Raw genomic sequence first — 17,586 nt, forward strand, 5'->3', positions numbered from 1 at the left:
GGAACAAGTCATGCTGGGTTTGCTGCTGGGACTGAGTCTGCTGCTGGGCAATCCCAACGTCGCGCCCGCCCCGGACACGCTAGGCATTCAGGAGGCCCTGGCCCTGGCCTTGCGCCACCATCCCCAATTGCAGGCGCTGCGCGCCCGGCAGGAGGCGCTACAGGGGCGAAGGCTTCAAGCCTATGGGATCGAAACGCCACAGCTCTACTTTTTTCGCGAAGGCATCGGGAGCGGTCAGGCCTTCGCCGAGCAGCGCTGGACGCTGGTCGAGCGCATCGACTTCCCGCTGGTTACGTACTATCGCCTGCAAGCCAACGGCCTGGAATCCCGGGCGCTGACGGCCGAACTGGAAGCCACGACCGCGCGCATCCGCGCCGACGTAAAACGCGCCTATACCGACGTGCTCTACGCGCAGGAACTGGTGCATCTCCGACAGGAGGAGGTCGCCCTACTCGAGCAACTCCGAGAGGCGGTGCAGGCGCGTGTGGCGGCCGGACTGGCAACCGATCTGGAGGTGGCGCGCACCGAAATCCAGCTGGCCGACGCGCAGTCGCGGCTGGAAACCGCACGCCGCGACTTCCTGCAGGCTCGCTACGAACTGTTTCGGGCCGTCGGACTCGATCCGGAAGCGCAGCGCTACGACATTGTCTTTCCGGACACCCTCGCCTATGTGACCGTCGAGATTCCCCAGGAGGCAGTGCTGGCACGCCTCGATCAGTTGCCCGAACTACACAGCCAGCAGGCGCAGCTCCAGGCGGCCCGAGTGAACATCCGACAGGCACGGGCCTCGCTACTGCCCCAGTTGCAACTGGACGTCTATCCCCAGGATTACGGAAGCGGGTATCGATTCGTAGGCTTTCAGATCGGAATCTCACTCCCTCTGGGTTTTTTGCCGGGATATCGGGGACGTGTACGCGAAGCCCGTGCCCTCTATGAAATGCGACGATGGGAGCTGGAAGACCTGCGTCTCCAGCTCAAAAAACAGGCCGAACAGGCCTGGCATGGCTACGAGACGGCCCGCATCGTCGTTGAACGCTACGCCCGTCAGATCCGCGACCGTTCGCGCACGCTCCTGCACCGTCTGCAACGCGGGTACCGTCTGGGTGAAGTCAGCCTGATCGAGTTGCTCGACGCGCAGCGGCTTGTTCTGGAAAGCGAGCAGCGTTATTATGAGGCGCTTCGGGACTATTATCACCAGCTGATCGAACTGGAGCGATTTCTGGGACATGAACTGACCTTCACCAACCCCTGAGATCACATGAACGCTGCACACCTGCACCTGCTGACGAATCATTTGCCGCTGTTTGCGGTGCTGCTGGGCCTGCTGGTCGGGCTCTACGGCGCCTGGCGGCGCGAGGAAAGCGTCGTGCGCGTGGCGCTGATGCTGTTCGTGCTGGGCGCGCTGGGTGCCGTGGCCGCTTACTTCAGCGGGCACGGCGCCGAAGAGATCGTTGAGGAACTGGGGCGCTCGCACGATGCCATCGAGGCGCACGAAGAGACGGGCAACCTGGCCGCCTATCTGACGATCGCACTGGGCGTGCTGTCGCTGGGGACGCTGCTGCGACGGGGACCCGTTGCTCCGGCCTGGCGCACGGCGCTGTTCGTGCTGGCGCTGGTCGTGCTGGGTGTGGTGGGTTATGCGGCCAACCTGGGCGGCCGCATCAGCCACCCGGAAATCACCGGCGCTGCGCTGCAGGAAACGACGCGCTCCCCGGTGCCCGGACCGGAAGCGGCCGAAGAAGCTGAAGAACCGCACGAAGACTGATGTCCATACCGGCAAGATTCAGCGGTAGATATCCCGCCGGTGGCCAATAGCCAGAATCGTGACGCGCCGTTGTGCGTCGTCTATTTCGTAGATGACGCGGTACGCTCCGATACGCAGGCGCCAGCCTTCGCGGCCGGTCAGTTTTTTGCTTCCGGGCGGCCGTGGATTGTCCCGCAGCGCGCGGATAGCCCGGCACACGCGTTGATAGTCGCGTTCGGGTAGGTCGGCTAACGCTTTCTGGGCGCTTCGAAGGATGAAGACTTCGTACGGCACTGACGCTGCGCTTCTATTTCACGGAGCGCCTGCTCAAAAGGAATGGCTTCGTCTTCTGAAGCTCTGGCCTGGTCATAGGCGCGAATGGCTTCGAGCTCCTCTTCGGCTTCCAGAAGCTCTCGATACCGCTTAAGCGGCAAAACGGCTCGAATACGCCGTCCGCGTTGATCGGTAATGAACTGGATCCGTGCTTTTTCAGAGGGCATAAGCACCTGGTGGAGATTTTGGGATACTGGGCTTTTACACATCAGTCCGACAACCTCGTTCCTTTCAGCAGCTCAATCACTCTCCCGAAGCCAGCGCAGATAGGCGGTCTCCAGGGTGGCGGCTTCGGGCAGGTGATCGCGGAAAGCGGCCATCGGTCCGGCGAAGCGCACGCGTCCCCGGTGTAGCACGACCAGGTGATCGCAGAGGCGTTCGAGCTTGTCGAGGCGGTGGGAGCTGATCAGGAGCGTGGCACCTTCGCGGTGGCGCGCCTGCAGTAATGCGATGGCCGCTTCGATCGCCTGCGCATCCATGGCTTCGAAGGGTTCGTCGAGCACGAGCAGCCGCGGCCGGTGCAGCAGCGCCAGCAGAAAAGCGAGCTGGCGGCGCATGCCGTGCGAATAGGTTTCGATCCAGCGATCGAGCGCCGTGGCGACCTCGAAAGGCGCCACCAGCGCTTCGATCGTGGCCGTCGCCTGTTCCGGTGACAGACCGTAGAGCCGGGCGGCCAGTTCGAGCTGCTCGCGACCGGTGAGCCGCTCCATCAACGCCAGGTCTTCGAGCATGAAACCCACCTGTCGCTTGTAAGCGTGCCGCCCCCATCGAAGCGGCTCGCCCAGACGGACATACAGAAAGTTATGCAGCTTATTCCTGGCAAAGATAAAACCCCGACGGTGGAAGCATGACAGGGCGAACTGAATTCGGATTGCTTCTAAATCTGGCATTTTCTGCATCCTGAAACGTTTCCCGGCGTTAGAGCATTCCAGAAGTCGTGGAGGATGCATTGGACGAGGCGCGTGGTGGAACTTGCAACACGGCGTCTGGAGTTTCTGCTGAAAAAAACAGGTCTATGGCAATCGTCACCGTTCCCAGGGTGTTGCGCGAGAAGCTCGGCGAGGAAGGGGCCGAGGCGCTCGTCGCGCTCCTTAACGAAGCGGCCCATCACGAACGCAATAACCTGTTGGGCATCCTGGAAGAGCGCTTTGAGCGACGGGTGACAGACGAAGGCAAACGTCTGGACAATCGGATCACCGAAGTGGAGGCCCGTCTGAACGAACGAATTACTGAGGTGGAGGCCCGCCTGAACGAACGGATCACTGAGGTGGAGGCTCGCCTGAACGAGCGGATCACCGAGGTAGAGGCGAAACTGGAAAAGCAGATCGCCGAGGTGGAGGGTCGGCTGAACGGACGGATCGCTGAGGTGGAGGCGCGTCTGAACGAACGGATCACCGAGGTGGAGGCGAAACTGGAAAAGCAGATTGCCGAGGTGGAGGGTCGGTTGAATGAACGGATCACCGAGGTGGAGAGTCGGCTGAATGAACGAATTACCTCGGTGGAAGCGAAGCTTGAAAAGCAAATCGCTGAAGTCGAAGCGCGCCTCGGAGAGCGGTTGGCGGGTGTTCGGGCCGATCTGATCCGGTGGATGTTTCTGTTCTGGGTGGGTCAGATCGGCACGCTCGTCGCGCTATTGTTTGCGTTTCTCAGGTGAAAACAGATAGTGGAGGTTATTCTTGATGACCGACGAAGCTCAGGACAGGGCCTGTGCGGAGCTGGTCGAGCAATCGGCAGCCGAAGCGGACGGACTGGTGCAGGTGGAGGTGGACCCGACTTCGGGGCGCTTGACGCTTACCTACGACCGGGCGCGGCTCTCGCCGGCCGACGCCGAGCGGCTGGCGCGGCGTCTGGTGGCGGCCTTCGAGGAGCGTCCGGCCCACTGCACGCTGCACGTGCAGGGTCAGGGCGGCCGTAGTTGCGAGACGTGCGCGCTGGCGCTGGAGCGTCGGCTCCGGGCACTTCCGGGCGTGCGGCAGGCGCGCGTGTCGTTCCGAGGTGGGGTGCTTCATGTCGTCTACGACGCGACCCGGACCTCGCCGGAGGAACTGGCCCGCGTGGTCGAGCGCTTCGGCGTGCGCACGCTACCCCCGAAGCCGGAAGTCTCCTGGCGTCTCTGGCTCGAAGGCACACGACGCGAGGCGCTGTTCGTGGCGCTGACGCTCGCCGGACTTGCCACGGGCTGGCTGGCCGGACGGCTGGGCGCGCCGCTCGTGGCGGCCGTGGCCTACGGGGTGGCGTATGTGTTCGGTGGCTGGGACGGGCTGCGCAACGGGATCGACGCGCTCCGGCATCGAACGGTCGACGTGGACCTGCTCATGGTGCTGGCCGCGCTCGGCGCGCTCGTGATCGGTGCGCCGGCCGAAGGCGCCACGCTGCTTTTCCTGTTTTCACTTTCCAACCTGCTCCAGCATTACGCGATCGGCCGATCGCGTCGGGCCATTCAGGCGCTCATGGAGCTGCGGCCCGATCGGGCCCGCGTGCTGCGGGAGGGGCAGGAAGTCGAGGTGCCCGTCGAGGAAGTCCGGGTGGGTGAGATCTTCGTGCTGCGGCCCGGCGACCGGGTGCCGCTTGATGGCGTGATCGTTCGCGGCGAAAGTGCACTGGACGAATCGTCCATCACGGGCGAGTCGATGCCCGTCGACAAGGGGCCGGGTCAGGAGGTGTTTGCCGGTACGATCAACACGACAGGCAGCCTGGAGGTGCGTGTGACGCGTCCCGCCTCGGCCTCGACGCTGGCCCGCATGATCGAACTGGTCGAGCAGGCCCAGAGCGAAAAGGCGGTCACGCAGCGGCTCATCGATCGGCTCGAGCAACCCTACGCGCTGGGCGTGCTGGCGATGACGGCGCTGGCCATCGTGATTCCCGTGGTCTTTCTGAACGAGCCGTTCGCCCGGGCTTTCTACCGGGCCATGACGCTGATGGTGGCCGCTTCGCCCTGCGCCGTGGTGATCTCGACGCCGGCCGCCGTGCTTTCGGCCATTGCGGCCGGTGCCCGACGGGGCGTGCTCTTCAAGGGCGGCGTCTATGTGGAGGCGTTGGCGCGCGTGCGGGCGATCGCCTTCGACAAGACCGGCACGCTGACCGAGGGGCGCACGCGACTGGTGCAGGTGGGCGTGCGGAAAGCGGCCGGACTCTCCGAGGACGAGCTGCTGCGGCTGGCCGCGGCCGTGCAGCAGCGCTCGGAGCACCATCTGGCGCGGGCCACCGTGGCGGCGGCTCGTGAGCGGGGACTGACGATGCCGGAAGCCGAAGGCTTTCAGGCCGTGGTGGGTAAGGGCGTCCGGGCCGTGGTCGAAGGCGCCACCGTGCACGTGGGCAACCTGCGCTACTTCGAGGCGGTGTGGCAGGCGGCGGATGGGTTCGACGAAGGCCGGGCAGCCGTCGAGACGCTGGCGCGGCAGGGCCAGACGGCCGTACTGGTAGCCCGTGAGCGTGACGGACGGCGCGAAATACTGGGCTGGCTGGCCTTCGCCGACCGGTTGCGACCGGGCGCGGCCGAAACGATACGCCGGTTGCGCGAACTGGGCGTTGTGCATGTGGCGCTGCTGACCGGCGACAACCGGCATGTGGCCGAGGCGATCGGACGCGAAGCCGGCGTCGATGCCGTGCATGCCGAACTGCTCCCCGCCCAGAAGGTGGCGCACGTGAAGGCGCTGGTCGATCGCTACGGCGCGGCGGCCATGGTGGGCGACGGCGTGAACGACGCGCCCGCGCTGGCGGCGGCCACCGTCGGGATCGCCATGGGCGGCGCCGGCACCGATGTGGCGCTGGAGACGGCCGACGTCGTGCTCATGCGCGACGATCTCGGGCAACTTCCCTATGTGCTGGCGCTCAGCCGGGCCACACGTCGCACGCTACTGGTGAACTTTGCGATCGCCTTCGGCATGATGGGCCTGATGATCGGGGCCATTCTGCTGCAGGGCCTGCCGCTTCCGCTCGCCGTGGTCGGCCACGAAGGATCGACCGTGCTCGTCTCGCTCAACGGACTGCGCCTGCTGCGCTTTCGGGCGTCGTGATCATCTGTGGGCAAGTGCAGCGGGAGGGAGCAGCCGGCGAAACAGGCCGGAGGGGCCGGCCAGGTAGAGCCAGTTTCCCCGGCGATCCAGGCGTGTGATCGGCTCGTCGGGCAGATCGAGCCTTTCTGAAGAAAGGGGACGAGCCAGGTCGTATTCCATCACGCGCAGCTCCCGGAGACCACCGTGCGTATCGAAATGCGGCAGTTCGCGTAGCCAGACGAGTCCATCGTCCGTGGTCAGCAGGTAGCCGGACTCCGGCAGGTCCACCACGTCGTGGATGCGGTTGCCCGGGTGGCCGAGGTAGGCAAATTCGACGGGGTGATCTACTTCGTCGACCGGAAAGAAGCTCACGGCCTCGCTCATGATCACCCAGAGCCCCTCAGGCAATGCAACGAGCCGTTCGACGATGTTGTCGGGCAAACCGTGGTTGGCCGTACCCTCTTCCGAATAGACCAGCCAGCCGTCGGATGTCTGTCGGAACAGGCCGATACCGGTTCCCACCCATACGGTGCCGTCGGTCGTGGTGGCCAGCGCGTACACCGGCGCAGCGGCCAGCACCGGTCGCCAGCTCGTGTCGGCGCGCAGGAAGACGCCATGCTGCTCGGTAGCAACCCAGAGACGCTGCTGTGCGTCCAGTGTCAGGGCGGTCACCGAAGGGAAGCGATTCAGCGCCGGAAGCGGAACGCGTTCAGGTTGGGCCGTCGGTGCCACAAGCCGCACCAGACCCGCCCCGGTGCCCAGCCAGAGGACGCCTTCCGGATCGACGACCCCGCCCTGCACGGCCGCGGGCAGTGTCCAGCGGTGGATCGGGCGTTCGTCGCGCAGCCACCACAACACCGTCCCGCCACCCAGTAGCCAGCCGTCGTGCCAGGGGAGCAGTACGGTGGGCGGCTCGGGAAGCGATGCGGGCAGCGTGACCGTGACGGGTTGCGTCGTGCGGCACCCGGCCACCACCAGCAGCACCATCCAGAGGAGCGCGCGGGGCGTCATAATAGCAGCTCGGTTTTTCTCACGGGGAAATACGGATGGCTTGAAGCGTCCTGAAACATGCAGCGTGCAGTTTCCGGTGCTGCGAGTTTAGCATGCACAGACCGATCGGACAAGCCGCTGCCATCGGTTTAACGATTTGACTACCGTCTGCTAACGGATCGCTAACGGCCTCCTAACACCCGTTTTGCAGCAGTGCTGTAGGTTGCGGGCACCGGAAACACCGTTCACCCAACCTTCCACAAGCCCTATGAGACGCGCGTTACAATGGGCCCTGATGCTGTTGCTCTGCCTGCCGGCGAGCCTGACGGCCCAGACCCGCAAGCATGTGATCCTGTACATCGGCGACGGCCACGGCATTGCGCCGCGCACGGCCACGCGGATGGCGCTCGGACAGGGACGGCCCGGTAGTCGCTTCAGCGACGAACCCAACTTTCATCTACTGGCGCAGGACCGCCTGCGTTACAACGCTATGGTGACCACCCACTCGCTCAACTCTTGGATTACCGACTCGGCGCCGGGCGCCTCGGTCTATGCCGTGGGCAAGCGCGGCAAGATCGACAACGAGTTCATTTCGCTCGACCCGGAGACGTTTGAGCCGCTGGAAACCATCCTGGAGGCGGCCAAAAAGGCCGGTTATGCGGTGGGCCTGGTGACCACGACGCGTGTAACGCACGCCACGCCGGCTGCCTTCGCCGCGCACATCTGGAATCGGGATCTGGAAGACTATATTGCCGCGCAGTACCTGTCGGCCAGCCAGGAAGAATACGAGGCCATTTTCAACGCCGGCCCCGGCTACGATCCGGCCCGCGACTGGGTGCTGCCCGAGCCCAAAGTGGGGGTGGAGATCGACGTGATTCTGGGCGGTGGCGCTCGCCACTTTCTGCCGCGTAACAATCCCGACGTGAACGGCAATGCCACGGTGCGCGACCGCAACGGCCAGCCCATCACCGATGGCAACGGCCAGCCGGTGGTGCTGAGCGGCCGCCGCAGCGACAACGTGGACCTGATCGAAATTGCCAAAGATCGGGGCTACGTGTACGTCAACAGCCGTGATGCGCTGCTGGGCATTCTGGACCGCCTGGACGAGTTCTCTCCGGAGAACGACGCCAAACTGCTGGGCCTCTTCAGCAGCTCGCACCGCAGCTACGAGGCCGAGCGCCAGCAGCTCTATCCGTGGGAGCCGGCCCTCTGGGAAATGACCATGGTGGCCATCGAAGTGCTCAAACGCAAAAGCGACAAAGGCTTCTTCCTGGTGGTCGAGGGCGGTCGCATCGATCATCTGGAGCATGCCAACGCAGGCGGCATCGGCTACGAGGGCGATCGGTACACCGTCGTGGCCGACGTCGAGGCGATCATTGCCGACGACGTCTACGGGGGCGGAACGGATCGACTGGCCGGCGTCTATGGCTCGGATTATATGATCAAAGAAGTGCTGGACTTCGACTATGCCATCGAGGAGGGGTTGAATTTCATGAATGACGCCACCGCAGGGCAGACCCTGATCCTGAGCACCTCCGACCATGAATGTGGCGGCTTCACGGTGGTCGGGTTGCACGATGCCGAAGACGCGCAGGGGAACGGCACGTTGATTCGCACCTATGCCCGCCAGCCCGAAAAGACCGACGGCCAGTTCACGCCCGTTCCGGAAAACATCGACCGTGGCGATGATGAAATCGGTGGCTGGTTTCCGGAGTACGAACTGGTGGAGTTTCAGGGCAAATTGTGGCCCGAGCCGGCCGGACCGAACGCCCGGCGTATCGTGATCGCCTACGGCTCGAACCCGCTCGTCAACGGCAACGGCGGTACGATCGGCACCACGCCGGGCAACCACACGCCGCAGGACGTATGGGTCGGCGCCGACGACAACGTGGACGGGGCGTTTGCCAGCCGCATTACCGGCCGCGGGCTGCTCGACAATACGGACCTGTTCCCGATTATGCGGGACTTTCTGGGCGTGACCACCACCAGCAACGAGCGGCTGCCGGACGAGAAGCGGTCCGGGCTGGGTGCCGTGGAGGCTTATCCGAATCCGTTTGGTGAAAAGCTGGCCGTGACGCTGGCGATCGATCGGCCGCAGACGGTCAGCCTTGAGGTGTACAATGCGCTTGGCCAGCGCGTGCGTGTGCTGCAGTCGTCGGCACGGCTGACGCCGGGCACGCATACGATTACCTGGGACGGACGGGACGACACGGGCGCCGGCGTCGCGTCGGGACTCTACCTGGTGGTAGCCCGTAGCGGTGAACAGGTTGTCTCACGCCAGGTCGTACGTATTCGCTGAGCTTTGCTGGTTTGACGAACAAAGGGGACGGCTCATGCCGAGCCGTCCCCTTTGTCTTTTGCACAGCGTGATCGCCGATTTAGCGGTGCATGATGGTGCAATATCGATCCGCGAACATGATAGGGCGAAATAGCGCTCCGCCTCTACCTGGCGGCAACGTTGTCTTTTGTCCGGTAGAAGCGCACCACAGGGTGCCCCGTGCTTTTTCACATGCACGATGATTTTCCGGAAATCGTATCAGTCCCGGCGCGGTGCCGTTTGCTCAGAAGGCGATGCGTCGTTCGGGTCGTGGGCGTGCAGATCGGGCACGTAGCGGCGGACCAGAGCGACGAAGTCACGGAGCTGCGCATTTACCCAGGTGTTGTCGCGGCCCAGCTCGGCGGCGAGCCGATGGGCCACGGCCGGTGCCGCTTCGAGCGCGGCGGCCGCGTCCAGAAACAGCGCCCGCGTGCGCCGGGCCAGCACGTCTTCGACGGAGCGGGCCATTTCGTAGCGTGCAGCCCAGACGACTTCGACCATGCGATAGGGCAGTCGGGGATGCAGCGGAGCCGCCAGTTCGGGTTCGGCTTCCATGAGTCGGCGCAGGTGCCGGGCGTCGGTGCCGTAGACGTGCCATGGATCGGCCACATTGACGTGCCGCGTGGCACCGTGCAGGCGTAGCGTGGCGGTGGGCGAAGTGCGGTGCGGCAGACCGGCCACCTGCAGCGCCCGGTCCACCGTCTCCTCGGCCATGAGCCGGTAGGTGGTCCACTTCCCACCCGTGACGGTCACCAGCCCCCGGCGGGAGACCAGAATCACATGTTCACGCGATAGATGGGCCGTGTCTTCCTGCATCCCACCGCGCTGTACCAGCGGCCGAAGTCCGGCAAAGACGGCGCGGATGTCGGTCCGGGTGGGAGCCGGCTCCAGGTAGCGGCCGGCGTGCGTCAGCAGGTAGGTGATTTCCTCCTCGGTGGGCAGGGGCTCCAGCTCGGGATCCGGTACCGGCTCGTCGGTGGTGCCGAGCAGCACCTGTCCGTGCCAGGGGATCACGAACAGCACGCGGCCGTCGTCGGTGCGGGGAATGAGCAGGGCCGCTTCGCCCGGCAGAAAGCGTCGGGGCAGGACCAGATGCACGCCCTGGCTGGGTATGATGAGCGGGGTGGCGTTCGGGTTGTCCATACGGCGCACGGTGTCGGCGAAGACACCCGTCGCGTTGACGATCACACGTCCCCGCACTTCGAAGCGCTCGCCCGACTCCAGATCGCGCACGACGACGCCTTCCAGGCGCGACCGCGTGCCCATCAGCGCCTCGACGGGCATGTAGTTGAGCACGACGGCGCCGTGCTCGGCGGCCGTCCAGGCCAGATGCACCAGCAGCCGGGCGTCGTCGAACTGTCCGTCTGGGTAGGCCAGGCCGCCCCGCAGATGATTGCGCCGGAGCGTTGGCAGCAGGGCATGCGTCTCGACGGCGTCAAGCCGGCGGGTCCGTCCCAGCCGGCCCTTGCCGGCCAGGCGATCGTAGAGCCAGAGTCCGATGCCGTAGAGGGGCCGCTCCCACCAGCGGTAGCAGGGCACCACGAACAGGCGCGGCCAGACCAGGTGCGGCGCGTTGTGGCGGAGCCGGGCACGTTCGCGGAGCGCCTCGCGCACCAGCCCCAGATCGCCTTCCCGCAAGTAGCGCACGCCGCCGTGGATGAGCTTCGTGCTCCGGCTCGAAGTGCCTTTGCCGAAGTCGTGCTGCTCGAAAAGCACCGTCCGAAAGCCCCGGGCCGCTGCATCCAGCGCCACTCCCAGCCCCGTAGCCCCTCCTCCGATAATGAGCACATCCCACTGTTCTTGCTTGCGCAGGCGCTCCAGAAAAGCTTCTCGATGCAGAAGAGGTTGCATGCAGTCAGGGTAGAGCCGACTCGCGGGGATCCCTTTTTCAGAAAGATCTTCCACCGGTAGGGAATTACCCGGTTCCGCAGGTCTCTATCTAAAAACATGCTTTCGCAGATGCGCGCGTTGCTTTTGCTGTTGACGGGTCTGCTGCTGATCGAATCGGCACCGGCGCAGCCCCTGTCGTCGTACGTGCAGGACGCCTGTCCGGACGACTGCTTTGCTCTGGCCGAAAACGGCCGTGTCGTGTCGATCGTGGCGAGCCGGGCCGACGATCCGGTGGTGCTCCGGGCCATCGAGGATCTGGTGGCCGACCTGGAGCGCGTGACGGGGCGGCGTCCCGTCGTGCACTACGACACGTGGCCCGCCGAACCGTCCCTCGTCGTGGGCAGCCTGGCGCACAGTCCCCTGATCCGGGAACTGGTGGAGACCGGACAGCTCGCTCCAGGCGAAATCGAAGGACGCTGGGAGGCGTTTTTGCTGCAGGTCGTACCCGACGTCCGGGGAGCCGACCGCCTGGTCATCGCCGGCAGCGATCCGCGCGGGACGGTTTTCGGCATCTACGACCTGTCGCGGGCGATGGGCGTCTCGCCCTGGTACTGGTGGACCGACGTGCCTGTACCGCACCGGTCCGCGCTTTACGTGGCGCGTACGCTTCGCCGCACGGACTACCCGCGCGTGCGCTATCGGGGAATCTTCATCAACGACGAAGCGCCCGCGCTTTCGGGCTGGGCCTATGAAAAATTCGGCGGCTTCAACCACCGTTTCTACGCGCGCGTTTTCGAGCTGATCTTGCGCCTGAAGGGCAATTACCTCTGGCCGGCCATGTGGGGCCGCTCGTTTTTCGAGGAGGACAGTCTGAACATCCCCACGGCCGTCCGCTACGGCATCGTGATCGGCACCTCGCACCACGAGCCCATGCTCCGGGCGCACGTCGAATGGCAATGGCACGGCAAAGGACCCTGGGATTACACGAAAAACGCCGCGACGCTGCAGGCCTTCTGGCGGGAGGGGATCCGGCGCATGAAGCACAATGAGGCGATCGTGACGGTGGGCATGCGGGGCGACGGCGACGAGCCCATGAGCGAAGAGACGGCCATCGAACTGCTGGAGCGTATCATCCGCGATCAGCGGCGGATTCTGGCCGAAGAAACCGGCCGCGATCCCTCCGAAATCCCCCAGGCCTGGACCATCTACAAAGAGGTGCAGGACTACTACGAAAAGGGAATGCGCGTCCCCGAAGACATCACGATCGTGTTCACCGACGACAACTGGGGCAACGTGCGTCTGTTGCCGCCGCCCGGTAGTCCGCCGCGAAAGGGCGGCTACGGCATGTACTACCATTTCGATTATGTGGGGGCGCCGCGCAGCTACAAATGGATCAACACGGTGCAGATCGAACGCACCTGGGAGCAGATGCGCCTCACCTACCGGCACGGCGTCGATCGGCTCTGGGTCGTGAACGTGGGCGACATCAAGCCCATGGAGCTGCCCCTCACTTTTTTCATGGACATGGCCTGGGATCCGGAGCGCTTCACGGCCGCCGACCTGCCCCGCTACTACGAACGCTGGGCCGCCGAACAGTTCGGGCCCCGGTATGCCGCCGAGATCGCGACGCTGCTGGCTACCTACACGAAGTACAACGCCCGTCGCAAGCCGGAGCTGCTCGACGCCGACACCTACAGCCTGCACCACTACCGGGAGTTCGATCGCGTCGTCGCGGACTACCGGGCGCTGGCCGCCCGTGCGCAGGCCCTTCATGAGCGCATGCCCGCCGCCTACCGCGATGCGTTCTACCAGCTTGTGGCCTATCCGGTGATGGCCAGCGCCAACCTGTACGAGATGTACCATGCGCTGGCGCTGAACCGCCTCTATGCGCGCCAGCGGCGCGCCGCCACCAACCGGATGGCCGAAAAGGTGCGGCGTCTGTTCGCGCGCGACGCTGAACTGGCCGCCTACTACAATCACGTGATGGGCGGCGGCCGCTGGAACCACATGATGGACCAGCCGCGCATCGGCTACACGAGCTGGGACGACCCGGACGAGAACATCATGCCGGAGGTCGAAACGATCGCCGTGCCCGACACGGCCCTGCCGGCCGTGGCCGTCGAGGGACAGCCCGAGGCCTGGCCCGGACCCGACGCACCGGCCACGCTGCCCGTCTTCGACGATCTGACCCGCCCGGTGCATTACCTCGAAGTGTTCAACCGGGGGCGGCAACCGTTCCGCTTTCGCATTCAGGCCGAATCGCCCGGCCTGGTTTTCTCCTCCACCGAAGGAGAAGTGACCGAGCAGCAGCGCATCCAGGTGACCGTCGACTGGGCGAAGGTGCCGCCCGGAGCAGCGCAGCTCGTCTTCTACGTGGAAGGGCCAGGTATGCGCGTGCCCGTCGTGGCCCCGCTGGAGCGGATCGTGGACCGCATACCGCCGGACTTCGAGGGCTTCGTGGCGCGTGACGGACACCTGGCCATCGAGGCCCACCATTTCAGCCGACAGGTGCCGGCCGGCGAAGCCCGCTGGGAAGTGATCCCCAACCTGGGACGAACGGCCTCGGCCGTCACTCCGCTGCCCGTGACGATGCGGGCGCAAGCGCCCGGCGCCGACAGCCCGCGCCTGGAATACGACGTGCTGCTGCCCGCGCCCGGACGCATTCGCGTGCACCTTTACCTGACGCCTACCTACAATTTCGTCAACCGCCCCGGTGGACTCCGGCTGGCCGTCTCGCTGGACGACGCGCCGCCACAGCTCGTCGAGGTACACGCCGCCGACACGATCCCCGACTGGCGCTACGGCCGCGTGTGGATGGACGCCGTCGCCCGCAACGTGCGCATCGTCACGTCCGTGCACGAAATCACCCGACCCGGCCCCCACACGCTCAAGCTCTGGGCGGTGGACGGCGGCGTCGTGGTGGAACGGATCGTCATCGACACGGGCGGGCTGCGCCCGAGCTATCTGGGACCGCCCGAAAGTCCCTTCGTGCGCAATCGCCGCACCCACTGGCCTCCGGAACCCGAAGCGGGTTCGGCCCACGCCGCCAGAGCTACCCGATAGTCATCGGAGCGTGTGGGCAGGCGGTGATCCTATAGGATCGCTGATTTACCGGTGTATGAGGGTGACACATCCCTGGGTGCCGGACATAATCCGGCGGGTATGACCGGGCAGACACAGGGGGTCGCCCCTACAGGATGGGGAAAACGTCAGGGATCTGGCAGGGGCGTACCGCCGTGTGCGCCCGTGCTTTCTCACCTCCTTTCTTGTTCACATTGCTACATTCCGGAATTGTTACAAACCGGTAACGCCCCGAAAGGCAAGGCCCATCTCTTGACTGAGCGATGGAAAATTTTTAATTAACCGGAAGTGAAGTTGTGGTGAATAGCAGTGGTTGTGGCCTTTTGGAAGCGCTTTTAATCGGGCGAATAAAAAAAGAGGGCGTCATGCGGCACACGATTCAGGTCACGGTCAACGGGCAGACGCACCGGGTGGAGGTCGAGCCCCGCCTGCTGCTGGTCGAACTGATCCGCGACGTACTGGGGCTGACGGGCACGCACGTCGGCTGCGACACGAGCCAGTGCGGCGCCTGCACGGTGCACGTCAACGGCGAGGCCGTCAAGTCCTGCACCATGTTCGCCGTGCAGGCCGACGGCTGCGAGATCACCACGATCGAGGGACTGGCTCGAGATGGCGCGTTGCATCCGCTGCAGGAGGGCTTCTGGCAGGAGCACGGCCTGCAGTGCGGTTTCTGCACGCCGGGCATCATCATGGCGGCGGCCGACCTGCTGCGGCGCAACCCGGATCCGTCGGAGGAAGAAATCCGGCACGCGCTGGAAGGGAATTTCTGCCGGTGCACGGGCTACCACAACATTGTGCGGGCCATTCAGTACGCGGCCGCCCGCATGCGCGGCGAGGCCGTCGTCCCGCGGGGCGAAGCCGCGTCCACGGGGGCATCCTGATCGGCGCATATCCACGAACCGGAAAACCTGTCTGGAGCCATGGAAGCCAGAGGCTATATCGGCGCGCCCATTCGCCGGGTCGAAGACCGGCGTTTCGTGACAGGACGAGGGCGCTACACCGACGACATCGTCCTGCCGGGCATGCTCTACGCCTGGATTGTGCGCAGTCCCCATGCGCATGCCCGGATCCGTGCCATTCGCACCGAGAAAGCCCGGCAGCATCCGGGCGTGGTGGCCGTCTTTACGGGCAAAGACCTGCTCGACGACGGCGTGGGATCGCTGCCCACGGGCTGGCAGATCGGTCCCGACATGAAGGAGCCGCCGCATTACGCGCTGGCCGTCGACAAGGTGCGCTACGTGGGCGACGGGGTGGCCGTGGTGATCGCCGAAACGAAGGCGGCCGCCCGCGACGCCGCCGAGCTGGTGGAGGTGGACTACGAGGAGCTGCCAGCCGTGGTGGATGCGGCCGAGGCGCTCAAGGAGGGGGCGCCGCTCGTGCACGACGACGCGCCCGGCAACCTGTGCTACGTCTGGGAACTGGGCGATCGGGAAGCCACCGACCGCGCGCTGGCTACAGCGCACCACGTCACGAAGCTGGAGTTCGTCAACCAGCGGCTCATTCCGAACGCCATCGAACCCCGCTCGGCCATCGGTCATTACGATCCGGGACGCGACGAGCTGACGCTCTACACATCGTCCCAGAATCCGCATCTGATCCGGCTGCTGCTGAGCGCCTTCGTGCTGAAAATTCCCGAACACAAAGTGCGCGTGATTTCGCCGGACGTGGGGGGCGGCTTCGGCTCGAAGATCTTTCACTATCCGGAAGAGGTCATCTGTGCCTGGAGCAGCCGCAAGCTGGGCCGGCCCGTAAAGTGGACGGCCGTCCGCAGCGAGAGCTTCGTGAGCGACGCGCACGGCCGCGACCACGTCACGACGGCCGAAATGGGCTTCGATCGCGATGGCCGCATCGTGGGGCTGCGCGTGCGGACGATCGCCAACCTGGGCGCTTACCTTTCGACGTTCGCACCGGGCGTGCCTACCTGGCTCTACGGCACGCTTCTGGCCGGTCAGTACAAGACGCCGCACATTCACGTCGAGGTCAAGGGTGTCTTCACGAACACGACCCCGGTCGATGCCTACCGCGGGGCCGGACGGCCCGAGGCGACCTACGTGGTCGAACGCCTGGTGGAACTGGGGGCCCATGAGCTGGGCATCGACCCGGCCGAACTCCGGCGGCGCAATTTCATCCAGCCGGACGAATTCCCCTACCAGACGCCCGTCGTGCTCCAGTACGACAGCGGCAACTACGAGGGCGCGCTGAACAAGGCGCTGGAGATGGCCGACTACTGGAAGCTCCGCGAGGAGCAGAAGCGGGCACGTGAGCAGGGACGGCTCATCGGCATCGGACTTTCCTGCTACATCGAGGCGTGCGGCCTGGCGCCCTCGAAGGTGGCCGGCGCCATCGGCGTGCGGGCCGGCCTGTACGAAAGCGCGGCCATCCGGGTGATGCCCACCGGCAAGGTGCAGGTCTTCACCGGCACGCACTCGCACGGTCAGGGGCACGAGACCACCTTCGCCCAGATCGTGGCGCACGAGCTGGGTATCCCGCTCGAAGACGTAGAGGTCATCCACGGCGACACGGCCGAGATCCCCTTCGGGATGGGCACCTACGGTTCGCGCAGCCTGGCCACGGGTGGTAGTGCCATCTATCGCGCACTCGAAAAGATCAAGGCCAAAGCCCGGAAGATCGCCGCGCACAAGCTCGAAGTGGCCGAAGAGGACCTGGAGTTCCGCAACGGTCAGTTCATCGTGAAGGGCACCGACCGGGCCATTGGCTTTGGCGACATTGCGCTGACGGCCTACGTGCCGCACGACTATCCGGAAGGGCTGGAGCCCGGTCTGGAGGAGAACGCCTTCTACGATCCGGCCAACTTCACCTTTCCCTTCGGGACGCACCTGTCGGTGGTGGAGATCGATCCGGAGACCGGCAGGGTGAAGCTGCTCCGCTACATTGCCGTGGACGACGTGGGACGCATCATCAACCCGATGATCGTTGAGGGCCAGATCCACGGCGGCGTGGCGCAGGGCGTCGGCCAGGCGCTGCTCGAAGGGGCGGTGTACGATCGCTCCAGCGGCCAGCTCCTGACCGGCTCGCTGCTGGACTATGCGCTGCCGCGGGCCGACGACCTGCCGTCGTTCGAGGTCGGGCACCAGGAGACGCCCTGTCCGCACAACCCGCTGGGCGCGAAGGGCGCCGGGGAGGCCGGCACGATCGCGGCCACGGCCTGCGTGGTCAACGCCGTCGTGGACGCGCTCTACCATCTGGGCGTGCGCGACATCCGCATGCCGCTGACGCCCGAGCGCGTCTGGCGCGCCATGCGCGGGCTCCCAACCGACGGACACGCTTCCTGACCA

General features: G+C 65.4%; 13 protein-coding genes. 8 read left to right on the forward strand and 5 right to left on the reverse strand.

Annotation, left to right across the window (positions count from 1 at the left end):
* Positions 1–10 precede the first annotated feature (10 nt).
* Together GYH26_RS02730 and GYH26_RS02735 are read left to right on the forward strand one after the other, a co-directional pair.
* A complete protein-coding gene (locus GYH26_RS02730) occupies positions 11–1,252 on the forward strand; it encodes a TolC family protein (protein WP_161540394.1) in 1,242 nt (413 codons plus the stop codon).
* Positions 1,253–1,258: 6 nt separating this feature from the next.
* Positions 1,259–1,765, forward strand: a complete 507-nt coding sequence (locus tag GYH26_RS02735) for a hypothetical protein (protein WP_161540395.1) — start codon at positions 1,259–1,261, stop codon at positions 1,763–1,765.
* Between the two features lie 18 nt (positions 1,766–1,783).
* Here GYH26_RS02735 and GYH26_RS02740 read toward each other — a convergent pair whose 3' ends face one another.
* From GYH26_RS02740 to GYH26_RS02750, 3 genes are all read right to left on the reverse strand, one after another.
* Entirely contained in the window at positions 1,784–2,038 is a 255-nt protein-coding gene (locus tag GYH26_RS02740) for a type II toxin-antitoxin system RelE family toxin (RefSeq protein ID WP_014066210.1), read from the reverse strand.
* Positions 1,993–2,244 (reverse strand): hypothetical protein, encoded by a 252-nt coding sequence (locus GYH26_RS02745; protein ID WP_014066211.1) that lies wholly within the window; start codon positions 2,242–2,244, stop codon positions 1,993–1,995. Before GYH26_RS02745 ends, GYH26_RS02740 begins: the two co-directional genes overlap by 46 nt.
* 72 nt (positions 2,245–2,316) lie before the next feature.
* Positions 2,317–3,027: an ABC transporter ATP-binding protein gene (locus tag GYH26_RS02750; protein ID WP_369684567.1), complete on the reverse strand. Its 711-nt coding sequence runs from the start codon at positions 3,025–3,027 to the stop codon at positions 2,317–2,319.
* Positions 3,028–3,092: 65 nt separating this feature from the next.
* Between GYH26_RS02750 and GYH26_RS02755 the strand changes: the two genes are divergently transcribed.
* Positions 3,093–3,731: an apolipoprotein A1/A4/E family protein gene (locus GYH26_RS02755; protein WP_161542350.1), complete on the forward strand. Its 639-nt coding sequence runs from the start codon at positions 3,093–3,095 to the stop codon at positions 3,729–3,731.
* A 25-nt stretch (positions 3,732–3,756) separates the two neighbouring features.
* On the forward strand, positions 3,757–6,093 hold the full coding sequence (locus GYH26_RS02760) for a heavy metal translocating P-type ATPase (protein ID WP_174238064.1): 2,337 nt from the start codon (positions 3,757–3,759) through the stop codon (positions 6,091–6,093).
* Here GYH26_RS02760 and GYH26_RS02765 read toward each other — a convergent pair whose 3' ends face one another.
* The gene (locus GYH26_RS02765) at positions 6,094–7,083 is read right to left on the reverse strand and encodes a hypothetical protein (protein WP_161540396.1); all 990 of its coding nucleotides are present in this window, start codon (positions 7,081–7,083) and stop codon (positions 6,094–6,096) included.
* A gap of 247 nt (positions 7,084–7,330) precedes the next feature.
* Between GYH26_RS02765 and GYH26_RS02770 the strand changes: the two genes are divergently transcribed.
* A complete protein-coding gene (locus GYH26_RS02770) occupies positions 7,331–9,361 on the forward strand; it encodes an alkaline phosphatase (protein ID WP_161540397.1) in 2,031 nt (676 codons plus the stop codon).
* A 237-nt stretch (positions 9,362–9,598) separates the two neighbouring features.
* Here the strand turns inward: GYH26_RS02770 and GYH26_RS02775 are convergent, their stop codons facing one another.
* Complete coding sequence (locus GYH26_RS02775; RefSeq protein WP_161540398.1) at positions 9,599–11,230, reverse strand: glycerol-3-phosphate dehydrogenase/oxidase; 1,632 nt, start codon at positions 11,228–11,230, stop codon at positions 9,599–9,601.
* Positions 11,231–11,326: 96 nt separating this feature from the next.
* Here GYH26_RS02775 and GYH26_RS02780 point away from each other — a divergent pair, with 96 nt between their 5' ends.
* From GYH26_RS02780 to GYH26_RS02790, 3 genes are all read left to right on the forward strand, one after another.
* On the forward strand, positions 11,327–14,272 hold the full coding sequence (locus tag GYH26_RS02780; RefSeq protein ID WP_161540399.1) for a glycosyl hydrolase 115 family protein: 2,946 nt from the start codon (positions 11,327–11,329) through the stop codon (positions 14,270–14,272).
* 383 nt (positions 14,273–14,655) lie between these two features.
* On the forward strand, positions 14,656–15,171 hold the full coding sequence (locus GYH26_RS02785; RefSeq protein WP_012843042.1) for a (2Fe-2S)-binding protein: 516 nt from the start codon (positions 14,656–14,658) through the stop codon (positions 15,169–15,171).
* Between the two features lie 39 nt (positions 15,172–15,210).
* The gene (locus GYH26_RS02790; protein ID WP_161540400.1) at positions 15,211–17,583 is read left to right on the forward strand and encodes a xanthine dehydrogenase family protein molybdopterin-binding subunit; all 2,373 of its coding nucleotides are present in this window, start codon (positions 15,211–15,213) and stop codon (positions 17,581–17,583) included.
* Positions 17,584–17,586: the final 3 nt, after the last annotated feature.

It is taken from the genome of Rhodothermus marinus (genome assembly GCF_009936275.1).
Taxonomy (GTDB): domain Bacteria; phylum Bacteroidota; class Rhodothermia; order Rhodothermales; family Rhodothermaceae; genus Rhodothermus; species Rhodothermus marinus_A.

Bases quoted from the DNA above. Each gene is read 5' to 3' on its own strand.
- GYH26_RS02790 (WP_161540400.1), top strand. From the start codon at position 15,211: ATGGAAGCCAGAGGCTATATCGGCGCGCCCATTCGCCGGGTCGAAGAC.
- GYH26_RS02780 (WP_161540399.1), top strand. From the start codon at position 11,327: ATGCTTTCGCAGATGCGCGCGTTGCTTTTGCTGTTGACGGGTCTGCTG.
- GYH26_RS02785 (WP_012843042.1), top strand. From the start codon at position 14,656: ATGCGGCACACGATTCAGGTCACGGTCAACGGGCAGACGCACCGGGTG.
- GYH26_RS02730 (WP_161540394.1), top strand. From the start codon at position 11: ATGCTGGGTTTGCTGCTGGGACTGAGTCTGCTGCTGGGCAATCCCAAC.
- GYH26_RS02735 (WP_161540395.1), top strand. From the start codon at position 1,259: ATGAACGCTGCACACCTGCACCTGCTGACGAATCATTTGCCGCTGTTT.
- GYH26_RS02760 (WP_174238064.1), top strand. From the start codon at position 3,757: ATGACCGACGAAGCTCAGGACAGGGCCTGTGCGGAGCTGGTCGAGCAA.
- GYH26_RS02775 (WP_161540398.1), bottom strand. From the start codon at position 11,230: ATGCAACCTCTTCTGCATCGAGAAGCTTTTCTGGAGCGCCTGCGCAAG.
- GYH26_RS02745 (WP_014066211.1), bottom strand. From the start codon at position 2,244: ATGCCCTCTGAAAAAGCACGGATCCAGTTCATTACCGATCAACGCGGA.
- GYH26_RS02750 (WP_369684567.1), bottom strand. From the start codon at position 3,027: ATGCATCCTCCACGACTTCTGGAATGCTCTAACGCCGGGAAACGTTTC.
- GYH26_RS02765 (WP_161540396.1), bottom strand. From the start codon at position 7,083: ATGACGCCCCGCGCGCTCCTCTGGATGGTGCTGCTGGTGGTGGCCGGG.
- GYH26_RS02770 (WP_161540397.1), top strand. From the start codon at position 7,331: ATGAGACGCGCGTTACAATGGGCCCTGATGCTGTTGCTCTGCCTGCCG.
- GYH26_RS02755 (WP_161542350.1), top strand. From the start codon at position 3,093: ATGGCAATCGTCACCGTTCCCAGGGTGTTGCGCGAGAAGCTCGGCGAG.